Origin of the sequence: Pseudomonas sp. NPDC089996 (genome assembly GCF_044748405.1) — a bacterium.
GTDB lineage: Bacteria > Pseudomonadota > Gammaproteobacteria > Pseudomonadales > Pseudomonadaceae > Aquipseudomonas.
Genome location: NZ_JBIVGA010000010.1, coordinates 123,122 through 143,890, shown reverse-complemented (window position 1 = coordinate 143,890; position 20,769 = coordinate 123,122). Strand labels below are relative to the sequence as shown.

The following is a 20,769-nucleotide window of genomic DNA, read 5'->3' as shown; positions in this document are numbered from 1 at the left end:
TCGTCATCATCTGTGCAACAACTGCCGGGCCCCGGCCGTGGCCTGGGCGCGCAGGCTGGCCAGATCGACGCCAATCAACTGCCCTGCGCGCTTGACGATGCGTCCATCGGCGATGACGGTGTCGACATCGGCAGGGCTTGCCGACTGGACGATGCACGCCAACGGGTCGTTCACCGGAAACATCCCCAGCCTGCGGCTGTCGACAAGCGCCAGGTCGGCGCGCTTGCCTACGGTGATCGACCCCGTTTGTCTGCCGATGCCCATGGCATCCGCTGCCCCTTGGGTGGCCCAGTGCAATGCGTCGCGAGCCGTCATCAACTGCTCTTCTCCCGAGGTAGCGATGGCCAGGTTCAGGCAGGTCTGCATGAGCATGAACGGGTTGGCATTGCCCCCCAGCACCAGGGTGTCGATGCCCAGTGTCACGGGCAGTTTGGCCCGTTGCAGCGCCGCCACCGGCGGCAAGCCGTAACCCACGCGCATTTCCGTCAGCGGCGTGATGCACACCGTGGCGCCGGATCGGGCAATGCTGGCCATGTCTTGCTGGTCGGCATGGGTGGCATGCACCAGCTGCACCGTAGGGCTCAGCAAGCCGCGACTCTCCAATTGCTGGATCGCCCTTTTCTCCTGCATCTGACGGGTTACTGCGATGTGCGTAGAGATTGGCAGCGACTGCGCCCTGGCGAAGGCGAACTCCTGCTCCCAGATGGCCGCCTCGGTGCGCTCGGGGCCGCGAATGGCCAGGCCGAGGTCGATGCGCGCGTAGTCGGTACCCTGCAACTGCGTTTGCACTCGCTGGATATCCTTGAAGTCCATGGGCGCGGTGGCCGCCAGATCCTGAGCATATCCATACCAGAGCCGGGCGCGCAGGCCGCTGGCAGCCAATGCGTGCAGTTCGGCCTGGGCGTATTCCGGGCTGCGCAGGTTGTGCGACCAACTGTTGACCGTGGTGATCCCGGCATGCACCGCCTCGGCCAGTCCCAGGCGTACGCTGAGCTCGTTCAGCGCAGGCGTGAAGCGTTTGCTTGTGGCCTGCTGCGAGGTGAAGAAGGGTGGACCGCCCGGCACTGGTGCACTGTTGCGAAGCAGGCTGTTCCACAAGTGCCAATGGCTGTCGATGAGGCCGGGGATCAGGATCATCCCGCTGGCGTCGAGCACCTGTGCGCCGTTGATTGGCAACTGTTGGCCGATCGCGCGGATGGTGCCCTGGTCAATGAACACATCGGCTCGCGCCATATCCCCCAGTACAGGGTCCATCGTGACCACGGTGGCGTCACGTATCAGCAGGGGTGTCGCCAGTCCGGCTGGCTTTGCAGAGGCAAAGCCTGGAAGTGCCAGGCTGGCGCTTGCACAGGCGCCTAGCTGCAGTAGCGTTCGGCGGTCGATGACCATCGCGTATCCTCCAGGACAGTAGCTGTTTCCTTTCAGTAAGCAAGAAAAGTACTACAGCGAGGTCAGGATGCGCCTTAGAGTTGTTTCTTAATGTGAAGGCTGGGGCAGGCCTTTTAGGTGGGTGACCAGAGACTATAGCGGTCAGCGACGTAGCTGATTTGATCACCGATGCGCGCCTTGGCTCAGTCGAAGTCACCCAGCGCAATCTCGGCCTTGCACACATGCTGCTTTTCGAAGGGAATTTTATACCAAGCGCCAGGTGAGACAGTGCGTCAACTGCTCGCCTAAAAACGCTGACTCAGTCAGCCTTCCAGTAAAAGCTGGAGGAGGGGATGGACGTTCCGCTGCGTTCGGCTGGCTCGGGGATAAGGTGATGTGCGGATGAATCCGAGTAACCGAGGCATGAGGAAGTACGCCGGTCCTGATCCCCTACCTTCTGCCGTGCACTTCCTAATCATTCAGACGAGGGTTGATCCCTCCAGGCAGCGCGTCGCCCGGTGGAACCTCGCTGGACGGCTCAGTGGATAACAATTGGCTCGCACGACTGCCCAGTAGGGAGCCCGCCTGAAAGTAGCCCATTACCGTGTTGACGCTGCGGTGCTCGGTCATCGCCATCACCTCGCCGAGCGGTACCCCCTGACGGCCGGCCTCGGTGACAAAGCCTGAGCGCAGGCTGTGCGCCGCCCAGTCGCCGTCAAGACCGGCGAGTGTTGCGCGGCGTTTGACGATGCGCGCGACCTGGTCGCCTGACAGTCCGCTCGGGGCGACCCGGCCGCCCCTGTATAGGCGATGGAACAGCGTGCCGCACCGCCATCCCACGACATGCTTGGGCTTTGCGGGCTTCGCGCAACAAGGTCTTAACTGCCGGCGTATCACCCGGGCTGTCCCAGCCGTTGAGTCGGTGCCATTTGGCCAACACGGCCAGGCGGTGGCTGACCGTACTGAAGGCCAAAGGTCCGGGCTTGCCCTTGACGCCAGCAGCGACCAATGCGCTATCCATGGCTAGCGGTAACAGGTGGCTCCAGCCGCCGTCCACGTCGGGGCGAGCTAGGTGGTCGGCGATGAACTGCACGGCGACTGCAGATGGCAGCGGACCATCACCGAGCGCCTGGCCATAGCGCAGTCGCAGCCAGATAGCCCAAAAGGCGAGGGCGCTCTGGTAGCTGCGCACGGTATTCGCGGCGGTACCTGCAGCAATGAACGCATCGGCGGCACCGTCTGCCGTGAAACCGCCTTGCCGGCCGCGCGCATCCAGGGCGAACGCGGGCGCACCAGCAACCAGCTGCGGCTATTCGCTCAGGTGCTGCGCCGGGGCGATTATCTGGGCGCGCGCATCGATCGCGCGCAGCCCCAGCGTCAGCCAGTGCCGCGCCCGGACCTGCGCCAGTACCGCACCGGCATCGGTCCGGTGGCGGTGTTCGGCGCCAGTAATTTCCCCTTGGCGTTTTCCACCGCTGGCGGCGACACCGCGGCCGCGCTGGCCGCCGGCTGCCCGGTAGTGGTGAAGGCCCACAGCGGGCACATGGCGACCGCGGAGTATGTGGGCGAGGCTATCCAGCGGGCTGCCGAGGCGGAGGGCATGCCGGCGGGGGTGTTCAACATGATCTACGGCGCTGGGGTGGGCGAAGCGCTGGTGCGCCACCCGGCGATCCAGGCGGTGGGGTTTACCGGCTCGCTCAAGGGTGGTCGGGCTTTGTGCGACCTGGCGGCGGCGCGCCCGCAGCCGATCCCGGTGTTCGCCGAGATGAGCATCGTCAACCCGGTGTTGGTGCTGCCGGCCGCCTTGCAGGCCCGGGGCGAGCAGGTGGCCAGCGAACTGGCAGCATCGGTGGTGTTAGGCGGCGGTCAGTTCTGCACCAATCCGGGCCTGGTGCTGGGCCTTGCGGGGCCGGCGTTTTCAGCATTCGTGGCGGCGATGAGTGCACGCATGGCTGACCAGCCTGGGCAAGCCCTGCTCAATGCCGGCACCTTGCGCAGTTACCTGAGCGGCGTGCAGCGCTTGCAGCAGCACCCTGGCGTGCGTCACCTGGCCGGGCAGCGGCAGGACGGCGACCAGGCCTATGCGCAGCTGTTCCAGGCGGATGTCGGAGTGTTGCTAAGTGGCGATGATGTGTTGCAGGAAGAGGTATTCGGGCCGACCACGGTGCTGGTCGAGGTGGCCGACGAGGCAGAACTGCGCAGCGCGCTGTATGCCTTGCATGGCCAGTTGACCGCCACTCTGATCGCCGAGCCCGCCGACCTGCAACGCTTTGCCGCGCTGGTGCCGTTGCTCGAACGCAAAGCCGGGCGGTTGTTGGTCAACGGCTATCCGACGGGCGTCGAAGTGAGCGATGCGATGGTGCATGGCGGGCCGTACCCGGCGACGTCGGATGCGCGGGGGACCTCGGTGGGTTCTCTGGCCATCGACCGCTTCCTGCGGCCGGTGTGCTACCAGAATTATCCGGATGCGTTGTTGCCGGAGGCACTGAAGGATGCGAATCCACTGGGCATCATTCGTCTGGTCGATGGGGCTGCTGTCCGCGACGCTGTGAGCTCACGCTGAGTTGGGCGAGCTCTATTTTGAATCGGCCATCGAGCGCCGTGCGGGGCGAATCGTGAGTCTGCCTAAATTCCGTAAGCGAGCGCTGCTCGAGATGCGTCGTTCAAAGACTTCAGTATTTGTGTCCAACTCGAAAAAAACGTGAATTTTGACCAATGCGGTCATGAGCTGGCATTGGGGTGGCCTGTCCATCTGACTACGGAGTTGAAGCAATTTTCCATATCGTCATACGCAGATTCGGCGACGCCGGGGGTGGGGGGCGGCGTCGCCTACAAGTCTTCGTTTTTAAGAACGGAGGTCTGCCCGAAATAGATCCACCAGTTCTCGAAGTCCTGGTGGCATCTGTCGACGGCCAGGGTAGTAAATGTAAAACGCAGGCTCGATCGGAGACCAGTCCGGCAGCACGATTTGCAATTCACCCCGATCGATATGAGAACGCACGCGCTCTTCGAGGCAGTAGGTGATCCCCCTGTTAGCGAGCGCCATCTCAATGCCGAAGGTTGTTTCATTGACGCAGAGCTGGCCAGGCACATCAATAGTGCGATGGTCGCCGTCCTTTTCAAAATCCCACCGATAGATCACGCCATTCCCTGTGCGGATCTGAATGCAGTTATGAGCCTTCAAATCTTCCGGCTCGTAGATCCGGGCGTTGGCGTTCAGGTACCTGGGTGAGGCGACTGCCACCCATCTAAGCTCCTCGCTCAACCGCACCGCAATCAAATCTTCTGGGATCGTGTCGCCGAACCGGATACCCGCATCGAAGCCCGCTGACACGATATCGACCATCCTGTCGTCGACTGCCACCTCAACAGAGACCTCAGGATAAGCCTCCAGAAATGGGGGCAGAAACTTGGTGAACAGCAACCGTGCACCGTCGCTCAATACGTTGAGACGTAGCCTTCCCGAAGGCCTGTCCCGGTGACGATCAAGCGCTGCCAATGCACCGCTGATCTCGGAGAAACCAACCGTCAGTCGCTTGGCCAGTGCCGCACCTGCATCCGTTGGGGAGACCGTCCTGCTGGTGCGATTTAACAGCCGTACACCTAGCCGGCTTTCCAGATTTCGAATCGAATGGCTCAGCGCTGAGGTAGTGATGCCGAGCTCGACAGCGGCGTGAGTGAAACTTCGCATCCTTTCCACAGCAAGAAAAGAGTTGAGGTCGGCCAGGTCTGCGCGAGATAGACGCGTGGTAGGGAGTACAGGCATAGCGCTCCATGGTTGAGCTGAACTCAATGGATTATGCAATTGATCTAATCAATTACCTAATTTAACTCATGTACCATTAATTCCACTCAACGATCGTTACGTCAACCCAATCGATGGTGTTTTATCGTGTTCCATGTCTACCTGACGATTGCCTATCTCTTCGTGCTCTGGCGTTTCGTAATTCCACTGCCTATCAGCCGCGCGTGGCGCCTGTTCCTGGCTATCGCGCTGTTGGTGGTCTCCAAGTACCACCTCATCCTCATCGCAGCGTATGGAACGATGTTCTCCCCTGAGGTGCCTCGCGCATGGGTACTGATCGCTGGCTGGCTGTTCTGCGCATTCGTCCTCATCGTCGTGTTGACGCTGCTGACCGACCTAGTGTGTGGGGCTCTTGCAGTGAGGCTCAGAGCCTCTTTGAAGGGTTTGTATGGTGCGCGGTTGCGTACGGTCATCGCAGCCGTAGCGCTGATGCTGTCCGGAATCGGTGTTTACCAAGCTGTGCAACTGCCAGAGGTTCGACGAATCGAGGTGACGGTCAATAATTTGCCCAGATCTCTCGACGGCCTGCGAGTTGTCCAACTGACCGACCTGCATATCAGTCGCCTTTTCCAGGCTGACTGGGTTGAAGGTGTCGTCGCCCGTACTAACGCACTCAATGCTGACGCCATCCTGATTACGGGCGACCTCATAGATGGCACTGTTGATGCGCGAAAACGCGATGTCGCACCGTTAAGCAAACTGACCGCCCCGCTGGGTGTCATCGCGATCCCAGGCAATCACGAGTACTACTTCGATGTCGACCAGTGGGTGGCAGAATTCAAACGTCTGGGAATGCGCGTCCTGGTGAACGAACACGTGATTCTTCAGAAAGGGGCAGACCAACTGGTAGTCGCTGGAGTTACCGACGAGGCCGCTTCTGCCTTTGGTCACGAGGGCCCCAACGTGGCTAAAGCGCTCGCCGGGGCCCAGACAAAAGCTCCAACCATCCTACTCAAACATCGCCCCCAAGGCGCGCCAGGTTCGGCAGCTGCAGGGATCGGACTGCAGCTTTCCGGACATACCCATGGCGGGATGATTAGCGGCTTGAATTTGGTCGCTGGTTACGCCAATCAAGGTTTCATTTCAGGCCGGTATGAAGTGGGCAAGATGACGCTTTATGTCAGCAATGGCACTGCACTGTGGAATGGTTTCCCCATCCGGCTCGGTGTACTCCCTGAAATCACTGAGATCGTCCTTCGCGCCGATCCCGGTTCCAACGGACATACAGCCAGGAGCACAATCCTATGAATCATCCAGCCATTCGTAACGGCGCTGTTGCGGTCATCACCGGTGCGGCAGTAGGGATCGGCTACGCCATCGCCCGACGAGTTGCCAAGGAGGGCATGGACATCGTTCTCTTCGACCGGGATGCAGTCGCATTGGATGTCGCAACCAAGAGCTTACTCAACGAGTGCCCGGGCGTGAGGGTGCTTGCGATCAGTGGCGACGTCACGTCCGACGGCGACCTTCACAAGCTCTACGAGAAGTCATGTGAGTTCGGTGAAGTATCTCTGCTGGTAAACAACGCCGCCATCATCAAGGGAGCCGGGCCATGGGATAGCTTGTCCAAATGGCGAACACTAATGGAGATCAACTTCTGGAGCATATTGACCTTGCAGCACCTTTTTGTGGAAACCATGTTTTCCCAGAAAGGACATGCAGCCATTGTCAATCTGGGTTCGAAGGAAGGCATCACAACGCGCCCTGGTAACGCTGCCTATTCGGTATCAAAGGCGGCAGTCAAAGTCCTCACTGAGCAGTTGACCCATGAGCTACGTGAAAAGGTCGGTGATCGCATTTCAGCGCACCTTCTGATCCCGGGCTACACGTTCACACCTATGAACTTCCCCGGCATGAACCCTGACACTCCGAAGCCTGACAGCCCCTGGAGTGCCGACCAAGTGGCTGATCGGTTGATAGCAAAAATGGCAGCGGGCGACTTCTACATTTTCTGTGAAGACAACGAGTCCAGCTGGGCGCTGGATCAGCGTCGGATGCAATGGTCGGCAGACGACATGATTCAGAACCGACCGGCACTTTCGCGCTGGCATAAGGACTACGTGGAAAAATTCGCAGACTCCATCAAAGACGTTGCTGGCAAGTAGGCTCGGCGGAGTTTTTTATTTTCTAAGGGTGCCTTCGGTACCGCTTAATCGGAGGCATCGCTGATGACCAGCCAAACAAGTATCAACACAGCCGCATCACGCTCTCAAACTTCAGTTTCAGTCGCGCATGGCGCCGGCATGGCTATCAGCATGCTTGGACTGGGCGGTCTATTCATCGGCACAGGGGAGTTCGCTTCCATGAGCCTGCTGCCAGGTTTGGCCTCAAGCACAGACGTTTCCATACCGGTTGCAGGGGGGTACATCACGGCCTATGCCCTCGGCGTCGTCGTAGGCGCACCGCTCATTGCGATTCTCGCAGCTCGTTGGCCTCGCAAAACGCTATTGATCGCTTTGCTCGCATTGTTCGCGGTAGGTTACGGCGCGAGTGCGGTTGCTTGGAATCACGCAACCTTGCTCGGAGCGAGATTCCTTGCAGGTCTGCCGCACGGTGCATACTACGGTGTCGCCTGCCTCGTGGCAGCGTCATTGGTAGCAGAAAATCGCAAAGCTCAAGCTGCAGGCTATGTAATGGCTGGGCTAGCTGCAGCCAACGTCGTTGGCGTGCCGGCTGCAACCTGGATTGGTCAGTTGGTCGGCTGGCGTGGTGCATTCGCTACGCTAGCAGCGGGGGGAGCAATCGCTATCATCCTGTTCTGGGTGTTTATCCCAACCGTCCCACGTGACGAATCTGCCAGTCCACAGTCCGAGCTCGGCGGGCTCAAGAAACCCCAGCTCTGGCTGACGCTGGCGACAGCCTCCATCGGTTTCGGAGGAATGTTTTCCGTGTACAGCTATATCACTCCGACGCTTACAGAAGTGACTGGTTTCACTTCTGGGCAAGTACCGATGGTATTGGCGCTCTGGGGCCTCGGCATGATTGTTGGCAATCTAGTCGGCGGCTGGTTGGCTGACCGTGCGCTTGTGCCCGCGATTTTTTACATCATGATCTGGAATGCAGTGTTCCTTGGGGCATTCTCACTTTTTGCATCGTCGTACATTGGCACGCTGGCTGTGCTCTTTTTGATCGGTTGCGGATTCGCATTAGTGCCGGCGCTTCAGGTACGTCTTATGAAAGTTGCTGGAGAGGCCCAAACGCTTGCGGCTGCGCTGAACCACAGTGCTTTCAATATCTCAAACGCCGTGGGTGCATCTCTCGGCGGCCTAGCGATTGCTGGTGGCCTTGGCTGGGCGTCTACGGGTTGGGTCGGTGCTGCATTGGCGATTCTTGGGGTTGTCTTCTTCGCAGTTTCCATCGGGCTAGAGAAACGCTCCAGCTCCGGCGGGCTCACAAAATCGTAACCAGGCAGAGGCCAGGTGCCGAACGGTACCCCCCAATTGTCTTGTCTTCCGACACTTCAAAGTAGGAGATTAATTCCATGGTGAAGCCACAGCTGACCATTCAACTATCTGACGCACATCGTATCCCTCAGGTCGGCCTGGGTGTATGGCAAGCCAGCGACGAGGAGGCGCGTGCTGCTGTGTGCGTTGCCTTAGAAGAAGGGTATCGCCATGTGGACACAGCATCGATCTATGGAAATGAGAAAGGTGTAGGTGGGGGCATTCGAGACGCGGGTATTGCCCGAGAGCGAGTATTTCTGACCACGAAGATCTGGAATGATGCCCATGGATACGACGCTGCGACGGCGGCACTGGATGAAAGCCTGAAACGACTAAAGGTCGAATATATCGATCTGCTTCTGATCCATTGGCCAGCACCAAGCCAAAACAACTTTGTGGATACCTGGCTGGCATTGATCGACGCACAGCGCAACAGCAAGGCTCGCTCTATTGGAGTGTCCAATTTCAATGAAGACCATTTGCAACGCCTGGTTGATGAGACCGGCGTCGCTCCCGTTCTTAACCAGATCGAGCTTCATCCATTGATGCAGCAGGAGGCACTCCGGAAGGCTAATGAGTCGATGGGGATCGCTACGCAGTCATGGAGTCCGTTAGGGCAGGGCAGTGCACTGAGCAACCCGGTCATCTTAGATATTGCTGAAAAGCACGGCAGGACAGCTGCGCAGATAATTGTCCGCTGGCACATAGAGATCGGCCTGATTGCGATCCCAAAATCCATAACGCCCTCACGTATTCGGGAAAATTTCAACGTATTCGATTTCACTCTGGATAAATCAGATCTAGCCGCCGTCGCTGCACTGGATAGTGCCAAGCGTCTGGGCCCCGACCCCAGTACATTTGCCTAGTGCTTCAGCTTTGGGAATTGAATGTCTGCAGCACATTCAGGATCAGGCCCCGCGAAAAGGCCAGAGCAAGTTCAAAGGGCGGCAAGCCGGACAGCTGTTGCCTCATCGGTGACAAGCCCTGAGATCCAGCGCCCACGGAGCGCAGCTAGGATGGCGGGGATTTTTCGCTCTCCGCCAGCAAATGCAATGATTGGTCGTTTCGCCAAGCTTTCCAGCGGGAAGCTGGTAACTCGCTCTGCCCAGCCGTCGTTAACGCGTTCACCATGCTTGTTCATCGCCCAACCCAAGATCTCACCCACAGCGCCCTCAGACTGGAGGGACAGGGCTTCTTCTGCGGAAATGAATCCATCTGCGACAAGAGCACAGTTTTCCAGCACATCACCAATACCCACGAAGGCTACCTCAGCTTCTTTGTAAAGCTGCTTCACCAAAGGGAAGAGCTGGCCATTGTGCCAATGGTCTCTTTCTTCCGTGGACGGCGCTATCACTGGCATGGGGAGAAGGAATGCCTTGCTCCCGGTCTTGTCCGCGAGACGAAGCCCCACGTCAAAATTGTTGAACGATCCGTCCAGCGCGACGCTTCCAGCCAGTGAGAGGATCTTGAGATGAGGTGCAGGAATTTCACTGACACCTTCGACAACCGCCTTCAAGGTTCGGCCAAAGCCAACAGCGATGACCGCCAACCGAGAATCGCTGAGGTAGCGCTCCATAACAGCGCCGCCCAGGGCTGCGATGCTTCGGTAGTCACCGTTCTCACCACCATCCAGCGTTGGCGCAACCTCACACAAGCTGAGGTCATAGCGCCGCTGGAGCGTCTCGGCAAGTTCAAGGCAATCCCGGGTGCTATGGCTGATCCGCACCTGTACAAGACCAGAGTCCGTAGCTTGGCTGATCATGCGATTGATCGTCGGTCGAGAGATGTTGAGGCTTTGGGCAATCTCTTGTTGAGTCTTGTTACCCACAAAATACAGCCATGCCACCTTCGCCATCAGGTCTTGCTTGTTCGCCGTCGACACTCAGTCAGCCTCCAGTCGCTGGGTATGCCGCACTATAGCTTAAATAGATAGGCTGAGCGCAAAAAGTCAAAAAACCGCCAGCCAATGATACATGGTAGGAAAAATGGAAATTTTAGCTTTGCATTTGTAGCGCTGCTGAACTAATGTAAATCACATACCGATTTTACCTAAGAACAAGAGAAGGGCGAATCATGGAATTGGCAAACAAGGTTGCGATCGTCACCGGCGCAGGCAGCGGTATCGGCATGGCGATAGCCAAGGGCTACGTTGCTCAAGGCGCTAAATGCCTACTGGTAGACGTCAAACCTGAATCAGAGCTGCTGGAGGCATTCACTGCAGGCGAACGTGATTCGCTGTCAGCTCTGACCGTGGACTTATCCGAGCGGGCCAGCATCCAGCAGGTCGTCGATGCTGCTGTGGAGCGGTTCGGCCGGGTAGACATCCTGCTGAATAATGCGGCGGTTTTTGATATGGGGCCACTGCTAGAGGATTCCTGGGACAGCTATGAGCGTCTCTTCGCGGTGAACGTGCGCAGCATGTTCTTCCTGATGCAGGCGGTTGCGCGTCAGATGGTGGAACAAGGCGAGGGTGGCAAGATCATCAATATGGCTTCGCAGGCTGGACGTAGGGGGGAAGCACTCGTGGCCCACTACTGTGCCAGCAAGGCAGCAGTGATCAGCTACACCCAATCTGCCGCGCTGGCGCTGGCTAAGCATCGCATCAACGTTAACGGCATCGCTCCCGGTGTTGTCGATACCCCAATGTGGGACAAGGTTGATGCCCTTTTTGCCAAGTATGAACGCAAGGAAGTTGGCCAGAAGAAACGTGAGGTCGGTGAGGCTGTGCCGATGGGGCGGATGGGCGTTCCCGATGACTTCATTGGGGCTGCCATTTTCCTCGCGTCAGCAGCCTCGAACTACGTCACAGCACAAACGCTGAATGTAGATGGTGGAAACTGGATGAGCTAAGGCGGAGAACACCATGATCCATATCGTCGCTTTTGGCGAAATGCTGGCTGAATTCATGGCTGAGCGGATAGATCAGCGTTTGCATGAGCCGGGGAGCTTCCGTGGCCCATTCCCAAGCGGGGCGCCAGTCATCTTTGCCGACCAGGCCGCTCGTCAAGGGGCTCGTGTCAAGTACATCGGCCACCTGGGAGCTGACGCGTTTGGCGATGCCATTCAGGATCGCCTAGTCCAGGCCGGAGTAGATGTGGAGTGCGTCAAGCGCGAGCCTCTTCCCACCGGGACAGCTTTCGTAACCTATGCGAGTGACGGAAGCCGTAGCTTTGTCTTCAACGTTACCGCCAGTGCTTCTGGACGCTTGAGTCGCGACAGCATCCGCGATGATGTGCTTCAAGGCTGTCAGTACCTCCATGTTATGGGATCAACCTTGAACAACGATGGCGCCATCAAGGCCGTAGACGCTCTTCTGAGCCAGGCTGAGGCTTTTGGTGTGAAGGTGTCGTTCGATCCCAACGTTCGAGTAGAGATGCTCCAGTTCGAGCCCATGGCCGCAGCGCTCAGAAAGGTATTCGAACGCTGCCATGTCTTCTTGCCGAGCGAGACGGATCTTGAGTTCTTTTACCCGGGACTGTCACTCGAAGAGGCCATCACTCAATGCCTTCTGAGAGATCAGCTTGAATGGGTAGCCCTCAAACTAGGGAACGGTGGATGTCGATACATCGACCGGAACCAATCACTTCACGCCAAACCCTTCCCCGTCACCGAGGTTGATCCAACAGGGGCAGGGGACTGCTTTGGCGGAACCTTCATGGCGGCTATCGCACAGGGCTTCGAGCCACAGCGGGCACTTCACTTGGCCAACGCCGCCGGTGCGCTGGCAGTCACCCGTCTGGGCCCTATGGAAGGGAACAGCACACCAGATCAACTGAATGCTTTCTTGCAGGAGGATTTGCGCAATGACCGCCAGATCGCTTGAGCAGTACGCGGACGCTTCCATTTTGGAAAGGTTAGTCGAGCAAAACCGGCAGGGTCGGCAGTGTGGGATCTACTCGATATGTTCTGCGCATGAGGAAGTCTTGCGAGCATCGATGGAGCAGGCTCTTGAAGATGACTCACCCTTGCTGATTGAGGCCACGTGCAACCAGGTGAACCAGTTCGGTGGCTATACCGGTTTGCGTCCTGACGACTTTATCGCCAAGGTACGTGACCTCGCCAACGAGGTTGGATTCCCCTTGAACCGTCTATTGCTTGGCGGTGATCACCTGGGGCCCAACCCTTGGCGTAATGAGCCTGCAGCCCTGGCAATGGAAAAAGCTGAGGAGCTCATCAAGCACTACGTTCGGGCAGGTTTCAGCAAGCTTCATCTCGATGCCAGCATGGCCTGCGCAGACGACCCCACACCATTGTCGGTTTTGACTATCGCAACACGCGCGGCACGCCTCTGTGCCGCAGCAGAAGAAACTGCGAGAGCGCTGGGTCGCAGTGAGCAGCAAATGCCACGCTATGTGATCGGTACTGAAGTACCGGTTCCTGGCGGAGCTCAAAGCCACCACGGTGAGAGTGAAGCGTTGGCCGTGACCGAAATCGCCGCTGTGGCGGATACCTATGAATCACACCGTCAAGTGTTCCTGGAGCAGGGGCTCGGCTCGGCTTTTGAGCGAGTAGTGGCCCTGGTCACCCAGCCAGGCGTGGAGTTTGATGATCAAGACGTGATTGATTATCAGCCGTTGGAGGCTCAGGCACTGAGCAATTCCATCCTCCAGTTTCCAGGTATGGTGTTCGAGGCTCACTCCACGGACTACCAGACCGAGGAAGCGTTGACGCACCTGGTAAGAGATCACTTCGCCATCCTGAAGGTTGGGCCTGGGGTCACCTATGCATGGCGTGAAGCATTGTTCGCGCTCAGCGCGATTGAGGATGAAATTCTCTGTTCGAATGAAAAATCGTCCAATGTGCGACGGGTGCTCGAACAATGCATGCTTGATGCACCTGAACACTGGAGCGGGTACTACCAAGGGGATGAGCGCGCTCAGCGTTTAGCTCGCAGGTATAGCTACAGCGACCGAATCCGCTATTACTGGCAGCAGCCTGAGGTTTGCCAGGCGGTCGAGTGCCTGGTGCAAAATCTCCGCCATAACACACCCAGTGAGCCGCTTATAAGCCAGTACCTGCCTTTGATCTATGAAGCTCGCCGCACAGGGATGCTTACCAGCAGTGACCCATTGGATTGGCTCCGCTATTCGGTTCGCCATGTCATTGCTTCGTATGCCCGCGCTTGTGGCTTCAAATCGATGCGAAAAATAGCCGCGTAGTCGCGCTCCTAGCCGCTCGAATTCTTTACCTGGTGGAATGATAGAATGTTGCTTTCGCAGATTCGGTTTCTTACTGAAGGTTGACTGCTGCTCGTTTCTCTCACTGTCGATTCATCAGGTGAAGATAGAGCTGCTTGGGCCACTGGCATCAGGCAGTAAATGCTGGGTAAGTAAGACACCCCGCACGATAGAAGATCTTTCAAAACTGCACAGCCTGATAAGCAGTTTGCGGCTGCACCTCAATCACAAGAATAAGAGGGTTAGACCGATGCAAACACGTTCCTTTTTTGGCTTGCCCAGTACCTTGCTGCTCGGATACCTCGGTGTCGGCTTGTTCATGACCGGTGACGGCATTGAGCAAGCGTTTCTGTCTCGATACGTTGTGGATATTGGGTTCTCAGCGGAGCAAGCCTCGCTGCTCTTCGTTGTGTACGGATTGGCTGTCGCGATTGCATCCTGGCTATCCGGTGTCTTGGCGGAAGTCTGGCATCCCAAGCGCCTTATGTTTGCAGGGGTCTTCCTATGGCTCCTGTTCCATGTGATGTTCCTAGCATTTGGCCTCGCGGAGAAGAACTTCGCAGTTATGCTCGCAGCCTACGGCATTCGGGGTATCAGCTATCCCATGTTCATCTACGGCTTTGTCGTATGGATCACCATGGTGGTTTCTCCCGAGCGGATGGCCTCAGCCATGGGCTGGTTTTGGACAATGTTTGCTTTAGGGCTGGGCGTGTTCGGATCATTCATCCCCAGTATTACCATTCCGATCCTTGGCTACATGGGCACGCTGTGGATGGCGCTTGCCTGGGTAGCATTGTCTGGTGTGGTGTTGGTGTTTCTCAAAATGGGTGTACGAGGCGCCTCGGCGCCTCGAATGCCGCGCAAAAAGCTCAGTGAGCTCTCCAAAGCCATCACCATCCTTTACTCCAATCGCAATGTCACCCTGGCCGTGATCGTCAGGGTCATCAATCAGCTTTCGCTGTTCGGTTTTGTGGTTTTCATGCCGTTGGTGTTTACGGACGAGTTTGGCTACACCATCGAGCAGTGGCTGCGAATTTGGGCAATGCTCAGCGTCACTGCGGTTTTCACGAACGTCCTGTGGGGCAATGTAGGTGACCGGATCGGCTGGCTGAAAGTTGTCCGCGTTGTCGGCTGTCTGGGATGCGCTGCATCGGCCTTGGCCTTTTTCTACCTGCCAGAAATGTTCAAAGGCAACGTATGGGTAGGAATGAGCGTGTCCGCACTCTTGGGTGTAACCATATCCGGCTTTGTTCCCATGTCTGCCTTGTTCCCAGCTCTGGAGCCAGAACACAAGGGTGCAGCGGTTTCTGCACACAATCTATCGGCGGGGCTGAGTCACTTCATGGCGCCAGGTCTGGTGGGGGTGATCATGGCACTTTGGGGAGCTGCTGCTGTTGTTTGGACGTTCGCCGGCTTGTATCTCCTGGCTTTCGTCCTGACTTGCTTCATCAAAGTCGAGCAACCTGGTCTTACCCGACCCGATCAAAAAGCGTCGCTTCGTACCCAGGCGGCCCACTGAGCCTGAGATTGAGGTCGGCACCTTTTCGTGCCTGACCTCGATCCCCAGAGGCGCTGCTATCTCGCCTAGGCAGACTCCTGCTACGGCATGACTGCTTCCATGATGATTCATTATGAAGACTATGACAGTTGAACCCTGCACCTTGATGATCTTTGGTGCACTGGGCGATCTCGCCCTGCGCAAGCTATTCCCTGCGCTCTATCAGCTCGATCGTACCGCCTTGCTCAGTGCTGAAATCCGCGTGCTCGCCCTAGATTCCAGTGCAGGCGATGGGCTAATTCAGGTCAACCGGATCGTTGAGCAACTGCGCAATCACGTGCCTCTGCACGAGCAAGACGATGAAGTCATTGGGCGCTTGATTGATCGCATTGCGTATCAGTGCCTGGATTTCACTCAGCAGCACGACTATGGACAGTTGGCAGACCGACTAGGTGAGGGTGGTCAGTTGATCGCCTACTTCGCCACGCCGGCATTCTTGTACGGTGGAATCTGCGCAGGGTTGGCAGGCGCCGGGCTAGCCGAGCGTACCAGGGTAGTCTTGGAGAAACCGATCGGTCACGACCTCGCATCCTCTCGCGTTGTCAACGAGGCGGTCGCGAAGTTTTTCCCCGAGGATCGTACCTATCGGATCGACCATTACCTGGGCAAAGAAACCGTGCAGAACCTCGTGGCTCTGCGGTTTGCCAATAGCTTGTTTGAGACCCAGTGGAATCAACACCACATTTCGCATGTCGAGATCACCGTGGCCGAGGAGGTCGGTATTGAGGGGCGTTGGGGCTATTTCGACAAAGCCGGGCAGTTGCGAGACATGCTCCAGAATCATCTTCTCCAGCTACTGTGCCTGATCGCCATGGATCCCCCGAGCGACCTATCCGCAGACAGCATTCGGGACGAAAAAGTGAAGGTACTCAAAGCGCTGGTTCCAGTTGGGCTTGCGCAGTTGAGCGACAGCGTCGTTCGTGGGCAGTACGTTGCAGGTAATTCGTTGGGGCGAGTATTGCCGGGCTACCTGGAAGAAGAGAATGCGAATGCCGAAAGCGATACCGAGACATTCGTTGCGATGCGAGTTGAGGTGCGAAATTGGCGATGGGCAGGTATGCCGTTTTACCTGCGGACGGGTAAGCGGATGTCAGAGAAGCAGTCACAGATTGTCCTCCATTTCAAAGCACCACCTCACTACATCTTCGCTCCCGCTCAGCGCCCTCTGGTGGGTAACAAGCTCATCATCCGCCTGCAGCCGAACGAAAGCATCGAGCTTCAGGTAATGACCAAGGAGCAAGGTCTGGACAGAGGGATGCAACTGCGAGGGGGGCCGCTTCAGTTGAATCTAGCCAGCGCTCCGGGTCGCAATCGAATCCCTGACGCCTACGAGCGGCTGATTCTGGAGGTCATGCAGGGCAACCAGAATCTGTTTGTACGCAAAGATGAAATTGAACATGCCTGGACATGGTGCGACCAGCTGATTACTGGATGGGAGCAACAGGGCGATCGCCCTAGGCCATACCAGGCCGGCAGCTGGGGGCCATCCGCAAGCATCGCCCTGATGGCAAGAGATGGGCATAGCTGGTACGGCGACTTCTAGCTCAAGCCAAGGAATCGATTTCGAATGGCCCATGCTCAGCATGGCGCTATCTATCCCCTCGAAGGAAGCTCTAACCATGTTCCAACAGCACCATGTTCCAGACGTTACTTCCCTGTCCGCCTGGCAAGCACTCACCCACCATCGTGAGGCAATGGATCGTTTCAGGATGCGCGAAGCCTTCAGTGCCGACCCAGGGCGATTCTCAGAGTTTTCACTTTCCAGCTGCGGGCTGTTCCTGGACTACTCGAAAAACTTGATCTCCGTCGAGACAAGGAGGCTGCTGGTCAAGCTTGCGCGGGAAACAGGCGTGAGCGAAGCGATCCAGCAGGTAGTCCAGGGGGAGCAGTTTAACCAGTCGGAGAAACGCCCAGTTCTTCACACCGCATTACGTCGGCCGGTTGGAGAGGTTTTGGAAGTCGGCGGGCATAACGTCATGCATGACGTCCATGCTGCACTCGCGCAGATGACCGACATCGTCGGTCGCATTCATCATCAGCTCTGGCGCGGGTACAGTGATAAAGCTATCACCGATGTGGTGAACATCGGCATTGGCGGATCCTACTTAGGGCCGCAACTGGTCTCTGAGGCTCTCCTACCGTACACACATCAGTCAGGCGTGCGGTGTCACTACCTGGCGAACATCGATGGCAGTGAATTCTGTGAGCTCACCGCGCGGCTCAATCCTGAAACCACGCTCTTCATCATCACCAGCAAGACTTTTGGCACCCTGGAAACCCTGAAAAATGCCCAAGCCGCGCGCGAATGGTATCTGGCGAAAGGAGGGAGTAGTGAGCGGCTGTATCGGCATTTCATTGCCGTCACCAGTAACCGCCAGGCGGCGGTCGATTTTGGCATCCGCGAGAAAAACGTCTTTCCGATGTGGGATTGGGTAGGGGGCCGTTACTCGCTGTGGTCGTCAATAGGGCTACCCATTGCGCTCGCAATTGGGATGTCGAATTTCAAGGATATGCTGGCCGGGGCTTACGCAATGGATCGGCATTTCCAGGAGGCGCCATTCGAGGAGAACATGCCGGTCATCCTCGCGATGCTGGGCATCTGGTATCACAATTTTTGGGGCGCCCAGACCTACGCTTTCCTGCCTTACGACCACTACCTGCGAAATTTTGTGAAGCACCTCCAGCAACTGGATATGGAGTCGAATGGCAAGAGCGTCCAGCGTGACGGTCGGCCCGTTACCTGCACAACTGGCCCTGTGATCTGGGGAGGTGTTGGATGTAACGGGCAGCATGCTTACCATCAGCTTTTGCACCAAGGCACCCCTCTTATTCCTGCGGACTTCATCGTTCCAGTGGTGAGCCACAATCCGGTTGCAGATCACCAGCAATGGCTATACGCCAATTGTTTGTCCCAGAGCCAGGCACTGATGGTTGGCAAGACTCAAGCCGAGGCCGAAGCTGAATTGCGAGCGAAGGGGATGACAGAGGGTGAGGTGCAACGGCTTGCCCCTCACAAAGTAATTCCTGGCAACCGTCCGAGTAACACGCTGGTCATGGACATGATCAGCCCGAATCGGCTCGGTGCCCTAGTGGCGCTCTATGAGCACAAGGTATTCGTCCAGGGTGTGGTATGGGGGATCAACTCCTTTGACCAATGGGGAGTGGAATTGGGCAAAGAGCTTGGCAAGAACGTCTATGAACAATTACTAGGTCAAGGCGCAGAGCCCGGTGATGACGCATCCACAGCAGGCCTTGTAGCTTATTTCCGCAATCGTCATCGCGGCTGACACAGCGTGGGCGTGCATTTTTTGTCATGAACCACGAACTGGCCCCCTTGTGGGCCAGTTTGCGCCTGCGCACATGAACTACTGTTTGTAGTACGTGTTCTTTTTTACGATTTTCCCATTTGCAAATTCCCACAGATCGCAACCAAGCGTGTTGAGCTTGCTCCCATCTGGAAGATTGGCGACGACCCGGAACTCTGATACGGCTTTGCTGCCATAAACCCAGTTTTCCCATCCACCCACTGGATATCTGGGCAGGCCGTGAACCGCGATCGCAGTGCGGCCTCAATGCTTTCTTTACCTTTGAAACTTGATCCACGACCTTGGTTGCCACTTGCGCTGACCATCTCACCATCATCACTGAAATAAGTGAGAATTTTTTCGATGTCGTGCCGATTAAATGCTTCAACGATTTCATCAATCAAATCAACGGTAATACCAGTCATGCAACCTCCGAATGTATTGAAATGCAGTGTGCCCGCCACTTGGAGTGGCGGGCTTTGCGCTTAATTAGATCTGAGGGGTAGTGTGCTCTTCAGGCTGCAAGGTTTTCTCTGAGTGGTCATAGCCGCCTTTGCCAGAAGGGATAACAATGATCCGAGTAACAATCAGGAAAACAAGGCTTGCTACGCCAGCGGCCAGAACAGAGGCTGGAACCAGCGGGTAAGGGTAGTTGGACGTGTAGGTAAGCGGGTTCAGGACGTAAATGTAGGTGCCAATACCAGCAATCATGCCAAGCACAGCGGCTGGATTGAAGCCTTTCCAGTATCGGTAGCTGGGCTCGCTTTCGTCAAACAGACCGCGAACATTGATCTTGCCCCGACGCAGCAAGTAGTAGTCAATGATTTGAATGCCACACAGAGGCGCGAACCCTACGCCAATGAATGCTAAGAAGGTGGAGAAGTTGCTGAAGAACAAGTTAGGAATGGCTAGGCCAATAATGGCTATAGGTGTAATCACCACCACCAGCAAGACCTTCCATGAGATTTGCTCGAATTTTTTGTAGTGACGCAGCCCCAGGGCCGAGCAGTAGATACCTGCTACGGCGGTGCCCAGGTTCGCAGCGGTCACAAACGCAAGGGAAATGATCGCATAGGTTGGCCCGCCCACCGTACGCAACCATTCCGATGGATCCGATACCTTGAGCACGAGAACGCCGGCAACACCAATCAAGCTCAGCGCGGCAACCGATCCTCCCAGACCAATCAACGCTGGGACGGCAGCTTTTCTTCCATTAGGAACCATCCGTGACATGGCGCCGACGTAGGGCCACCAAGACAGAGATGACGCAATGCCGAGCTCCAGGCCTGTCACAAAGTTCCACAGCGGATCGGGGGAGGCGTACACAGGCTTGGCCATGGACAGGTCTTCCCAGCGCTCGTTGACAATGATGTAGAGCATCCATATGCCGACGAACACGTGAGCGACGAGAATCTTGGCGACTTTGTCGACCCCACCAGAGCCTTTTATCAGCAAGAGCATGACCAGCACACAGGCGAACAGGGTTGCGCAGGGTTCAATGATTCCACTCTGATCCGGCGTAGCAAGACCGACCGCGACAAAGAACTGAGCCGCCGACTTCCCAAAGAAAATGAGCAGCAAGCAGTTCCAGCCAAGGATCGAAAGGAATTGCAAAGTTGCAGGGATTATCCAACCCCTAGAGCCAAACGCCGGCTTGCTGGATGCGATCGAGTCAACACCAAATCGACAACAAATGGGCAAGGCTGCGAGCACAGTGATCAACATCCCAAACATACAGCCAGCGGTGAGTGCTGCAAACCCCTGCTTGAAATTCAGATAATAGCCAACGTATTCGCCAATGATGTAGCACCAGGTTGCTGCGCCGGCCGTCGTCAGAGCAATCAACAACTGCCAACTGCCCCAGACTCGTTCAGCTGGTAGTAATGGCCATGCGGATGTGTCCGCAGCAACGTCTAACGTATGTTGCTTGCTCATGCCCACCCCCACGCTGCAACGGCTGCGGGGAATACTACGCCCAACGCAACGAGCCAAAACCATGCAACGGAATCAAAATCCGATCCTTGATTTTGTTCTTGCTCCAGCAAACTAATTCTTCTTTCGAGTTCGATCGGTAATGCACGCATTTCTAAATCTCCTGCAACCTTTTCTTGTG

At 56.9% G+C, this 20,769-nt stretch carries 16 protein-coding genes and 2 pseudogenes; 11 read left to right on the top strand and 7 right to left on the bottom strand.

Annotation, left to right across the window (positions count from 1 at the left end; genetic code table 11):
• Positions 1–6: 6 nt before the first annotated feature.
• Entirely contained in the window at positions 7–1,389 is a 1,383-nt protein-coding gene (locus tag ACIPW4_RS18700) for an amidohydrolase family protein (RefSeq protein WP_400660440.1), read from the bottom strand.
• A 450-nt stretch (positions 1,390–1,839) separates the two neighbouring features.
• Positions 1,840–2,644: pseudogene (locus ACIPW4_RS18695) on the bottom strand (tyrosine-type recombinase/integrase).
• Here ACIPW4_RS18695 and ACIPW4_RS18690 point away from each other — a divergent pair.
• Positions 2,606–3,931 (top strand): annotated as a pseudogene (locus ACIPW4_RS18690) (aldehyde dehydrogenase (NADP(+))); the annotation flags it as partial. The pseudogenes ACIPW4_RS18695 and ACIPW4_RS18690 overlap by 39 nt on opposite strands.
• A 282-nt stretch (positions 3,932–4,213) precedes the next feature.
• On the opposite strand, the gene ACIPW4_RS18685 reads toward ACIPW4_RS18690, so the two are convergent.
• Complete coding sequence (locus tag ACIPW4_RS18685) at positions 4,214–5,134, bottom strand: LysR family transcriptional regulator (protein ID WP_400660439.1); 921 nt, start codon at positions 5,132–5,134, stop codon at positions 4,214–4,216.
• A 126-nt stretch (positions 5,135–5,260) separates the two neighbouring features.
• Between ACIPW4_RS18685 and ACIPW4_RS18680 the strand changes: the two genes are divergently transcribed.
• From ACIPW4_RS18680 to ACIPW4_RS18665, 4 genes are all read left to right on the top strand, one after another.
• Positions 5,261–6,421 (top strand): metallophosphoesterase, encoded by a 1,161-nt coding sequence (locus ACIPW4_RS18680; protein ID WP_400660437.1) that lies wholly within the window; start codon positions 5,261–5,263, stop codon positions 6,419–6,421.
• Positions 6,418–7,278: an SDR family NAD(P)-dependent oxidoreductase gene (locus tag ACIPW4_RS18675; protein ID WP_400660435.1), complete on the top strand. Its 861-nt coding sequence runs from the start codon at positions 6,418–6,420 to the stop codon at positions 7,276–7,278. The genes ACIPW4_RS18680 and ACIPW4_RS18675 overlap by 4 nt, the downstream gene beginning before the upstream one ends.
• A 138-nt stretch (positions 7,279–7,416) precedes the next feature.
• Positions 7,417–8,577, top strand: coding sequence for an MFS transporter (locus ACIPW4_RS18670; protein WP_400660591.1), 1,161 nt, complete (start codon positions 7,417–7,419; stop codon positions 8,575–8,577).
• Between the two features lie 77 nt (positions 8,578–8,654).
• Positions 8,655–9,482 (top strand): aldo/keto reductase, encoded by an 828-nt coding sequence (locus ACIPW4_RS18665; protein ID WP_400660434.1) that lies wholly within the window; start codon positions 8,655–8,657, stop codon positions 9,480–9,482.
• A gap of 71 nt (positions 9,483–9,553) precedes the next feature.
• Here ACIPW4_RS18665 and ACIPW4_RS18660 read toward each other — a convergent pair whose 3' ends face one another.
• Positions 9,554–10,498 carry a sugar-binding transcriptional regulator gene (locus ACIPW4_RS18660; protein ID WP_400660432.1) on the bottom strand — a complete coding sequence of 315 codons (945 nt, stop codon included), beginning with the start codon at positions 10,496–10,498 and terminating at the stop codon, positions 9,554–9,556.
• A gap of 188 nt (positions 10,499–10,686) precedes the next feature.
• On the opposite strand from ACIPW4_RS18660, the gene ACIPW4_RS18655 reads away from it, so the two are divergent.
• The 6 genes from ACIPW4_RS18655 (at position 10,687) to pgi (ending at position 18,638) form a co-directional block, all read left to right on the top strand.
• The gene (locus ACIPW4_RS18655) at positions 10,687–11,466 is read left to right on the top strand and encodes an L-iditol 2-dehydrogenase (RefSeq protein WP_400660590.1); all 780 of its coding nucleotides are present in this window, start codon (positions 10,687–10,689) and stop codon (positions 11,464–11,466) included.
• A gap of 13 nt (positions 11,467–11,479) precedes the next feature.
• A complete protein-coding gene (locus ACIPW4_RS18650) occupies positions 11,480–12,439 on the top strand; it encodes a sugar kinase (protein ID WP_400660430.1) in 960 nt (319 codons plus the stop codon).
• Positions 12,420–13,775, top strand: coding sequence for a D-tagatose-bisphosphate aldolase, class II, non-catalytic subunit (locus ACIPW4_RS18645; protein ID WP_400660428.1), 1,356 nt, complete (start codon positions 12,420–12,422; stop codon positions 13,773–13,775). The genes ACIPW4_RS18650 and ACIPW4_RS18645 overlap by 20 nt, the downstream gene beginning before the upstream one ends.
• Before the next feature lie 268 nt (positions 13,776–14,043).
• Positions 14,044–15,312: an MFS transporter gene (locus ACIPW4_RS18640; RefSeq protein ID WP_400660426.1), complete on the top strand. Its 1,269-nt coding sequence runs from the start codon at positions 14,044–14,046 to the stop codon at positions 15,310–15,312.
• Between the two features lie 112 nt (positions 15,313–15,424).
• Positions 15,425–16,894, top strand: a complete 1,470-nt coding sequence (zwf, locus tag ACIPW4_RS18635) for a glucose-6-phosphate dehydrogenase (protein WP_400660424.1) — start codon at positions 15,425–15,427, stop codon at positions 16,892–16,894.
• A gap of 76 nt (positions 16,895–16,970) precedes the next feature.
• Complete coding sequence (gene pgi, locus ACIPW4_RS18630) at positions 16,971–18,638, top strand: glucose-6-phosphate isomerase (RefSeq protein WP_400660422.1); 1,668 nt, start codon at positions 16,971–16,973, stop codon at positions 18,636–18,638.
• Positions 18,639–18,742: 104 nt separating this feature from the next.
• Here pgi and ACIPW4_RS18625 read toward each other — a convergent pair whose 3' ends face one another.
• The 3 genes from ACIPW4_RS18625 to ACIPW4_RS18615 all read right to left on the bottom strand — a co-directional run bounded on the left by ACIPW4_RS18625 (position 18,743) and on the right by ACIPW4_RS18615 (position 20,740).
• Positions 18,743–19,081 carry a YybH family protein gene (locus ACIPW4_RS18625; protein ID WP_400660420.1) on the bottom strand — a complete coding sequence of 113 codons (339 nt, stop codon included), beginning with the start codon at positions 19,079–19,081 and terminating at the stop codon, positions 18,743–18,745.
• 64 nt (positions 19,082–19,145) lie between these two features.
• On the bottom strand, positions 19,146–20,591 hold the full coding sequence (locus ACIPW4_RS18620; RefSeq protein WP_400660418.1) for a purine-cytosine permease family protein: 1,446 nt from the start codon (positions 20,589–20,591) through the stop codon (positions 19,146–19,148).
• A complete protein-coding gene (locus tag ACIPW4_RS18615) occupies positions 20,588–20,740 on the bottom strand; it encodes a hypothetical protein (RefSeq protein ID WP_181097971.1) in 153 nt (50 codons plus the stop codon). Before ACIPW4_RS18615 ends, ACIPW4_RS18620 begins: the two co-directional genes overlap by 4 nt.
• Positions 20,741–20,769: the final 29 nt, after the last annotated feature.

What these genes read in the sequence shown, in the direction of transcription:
- ACIPW4_RS18625 (WP_400660420.1), bottom strand. Translation starts at nt 19,081, where the DNA reads ATGACTGGTATTACCGTTGATTTGATTGATGAAATCGTTGAAGCATTT.
- ACIPW4_RS18670 (WP_400660591.1), top strand. Translation starts at nt 7,417, where the DNA reads ATGGCTATCAGCATGCTTGGACTGGGCGGTCTATTCATCGGCACAGGG.
- ACIPW4_RS18645 (WP_400660428.1), top strand. Translation starts at nt 12,420, where the DNA reads ATGACCGCCAGATCGCTTGAGCAGTACGCGGACGCTTCCATTTTGGAA.
- ACIPW4_RS18620 (WP_400660418.1), bottom strand. Translation starts at nt 20,591, where the DNA reads ATGAGCAAGCAACATACGTTAGACGTTGCTGCGGACACATCCGCATGG.
- ACIPW4_RS18700 (WP_400660440.1), bottom strand. Translation starts at nt 1,389, where the DNA reads ATGGTCATCGACCGCCGAACGCTACTGCAGCTAGGCGCCTGTGCAAGC.
- ACIPW4_RS18675 (WP_400660435.1), top strand. Translation starts at nt 6,418, where the DNA reads ATGAATCATCCAGCCATTCGTAACGGCGCTGTTGCGGTCATCACCGGT.
- ACIPW4_RS18640 (WP_400660426.1), top strand. Translation starts at nt 14,044, where the DNA reads ATGCAAACACGTTCCTTTTTTGGCTTGCCCAGTACCTTGCTGCTCGGA.
- ACIPW4_RS18650 (WP_400660430.1), top strand. Translation starts at nt 11,480, where the DNA reads ATGATCCATATCGTCGCTTTTGGCGAAATGCTGGCTGAATTCATGGCT.
- ACIPW4_RS18615 (WP_181097971.1), bottom strand. Translation starts at nt 20,740, where the DNA reads ATGCGTGCATTACCGATCGAACTCGAAAGAAGAATTAGTTTGCTGGAG.
- ACIPW4_RS18665 (WP_400660434.1), top strand. Translation starts at nt 8,655, where the DNA reads ATGGTGAAGCCACAGCTGACCATTCAACTATCTGACGCACATCGTATC.
- ACIPW4_RS18685 (WP_400660439.1), bottom strand. Translation starts at nt 5,134, where the DNA reads ATGCCTGTACTCCCTACCACGCGTCTATCTCGCGCAGACCTGGCCGAC.
- pgi (WP_400660422.1), top strand. Translation starts at nt 16,971, where the DNA reads ATGTTCCAACAGCACCATGTTCCAGACGTTACTTCCCTGTCCGCCTGG.
- zwf (WP_400660424.1), top strand. Translation starts at nt 15,425, where the DNA reads ATGAAGACTATGACAGTTGAACCCTGCACCTTGATGATCTTTGGTGCA.